The sequence below is a fragment of the Pseudomonas sp. JV245A genome, from assembly GCF_032424515.1.
Lineage (GTDB): Bacteria > Pseudomonadota > Gammaproteobacteria > Pseudomonadales > Pseudomonadaceae > Aquipseudomonas > Aquipseudomonas protegens.
In genome coordinates this window covers 1-1,070 of record NZ_VYKE01000412.1, presented here as the reverse complement: position 1 = coordinate 1,070, position 1,070 = coordinate 1, and the positions used below count along the sequence as shown (strand labels likewise).

Genomic DNA, 1,070 nt, shown 5'->3' with positions numbered 1-1,070 from the left:
GCCAGCCCCGGGCCGTGAGCAGGCCGTAGGCCGCCACCGCAGCGAACATCGGCACCATGGGCAGGATGTAATAGGCGCGCTTGAAGTGCGGCACCGACAGGCCCAGCAGGATCATCAGGCCACAGGCCCCCAGCCGAAGTACCAGGCGCAGCTGCGGGTTCACATGGCGCTGCGACCATTGCCGGCGCAATACCCAGAGCGTCGCCAGGGCCAGGGGCACCACCGGGAAGTAGCGGTACAGCGCCAGCTGGAAGTAGAAGTAGAACGGCTCGCCACTTTCATCCAGGCGCCCGACCACCTGCATGTTGTAGACCTGACGGACGAAATCTTCGCCACCAGCGAGATAGGCCAGTTGCATCAGCAGCCACCAGCAGCCGGCCAGCAACAGGAGGCCACTGACGCCATAGGCGAGCACCCGTTTGATCAGCGTCAGCCGCGCCTCGCGGGTGCGGCTGTCCCCCAGCAGCCAGTAGGTGCAGGCCACCCCGCAGACTTCCACCAGCCCCAGGGGCCCGCGAATGGCAAAGGCCAGCACCAGCAGCGGCAGCACCGCCCACAACCGCAGCCGGGAGCCCAGTTGCTCGCCGCTGTGCAGCAGGTAGAAGGTGCCCAGGCACAGCAGGGAAACCATCTGGTCCAGGCACACCGAGCGGGACTTGTCCAACAGCTGGCTGGTCAGCGCCGTGAGCAGCACCGCGAGCAGTGCCCAGGTGCGCCCCGAAGGCGCCAGCAAGCGATACAGCAGCGCCAGCACCCCGGCCGAGGCCAGCGCGGTGGGCAGGATATTGGCCAAGTGGTTGGGGGCGCCGAAAGCCTGGGCGAACAGGTAGCTGAAGAAGGTCGCAGTGCCCGGGTAGTCCGGGTATGGCTGGCCGTAGGTGGTGGGGAACAGGCTGGCGCCGTGGCGGAACATTTCCTGCAGGAACAGCGCCCAACGGCCGTCGAAACCCTGGGGCTGCTGGTCCCAGATGCCAAAGGTGAACAGCAGCAGGGCCACCAGGTAAATACCCCAGGCCTCACTACTCAAACGCGTTTCTCGAACCATCTTCGCCCCACCAGAAAGCGCCGCA

Annotated in this window: 1 protein-coding gene; it reads right to left on the bottom strand. The window is 66.3% G+C overall.

Features of this window, described 5'->3' with window-relative positions; translation table 11 throughout:
- On the bottom strand, positions 1 to 1,045 hold a 1,045-nt coding region (locus F6S12_RS32085; RefSeq protein ID WP_315869901.1), incomplete at its 3' end, for an ArnT family glycosyltransferase.
- Positions 1,046 to 1,070 lie beyond the last annotated feature (25 nt).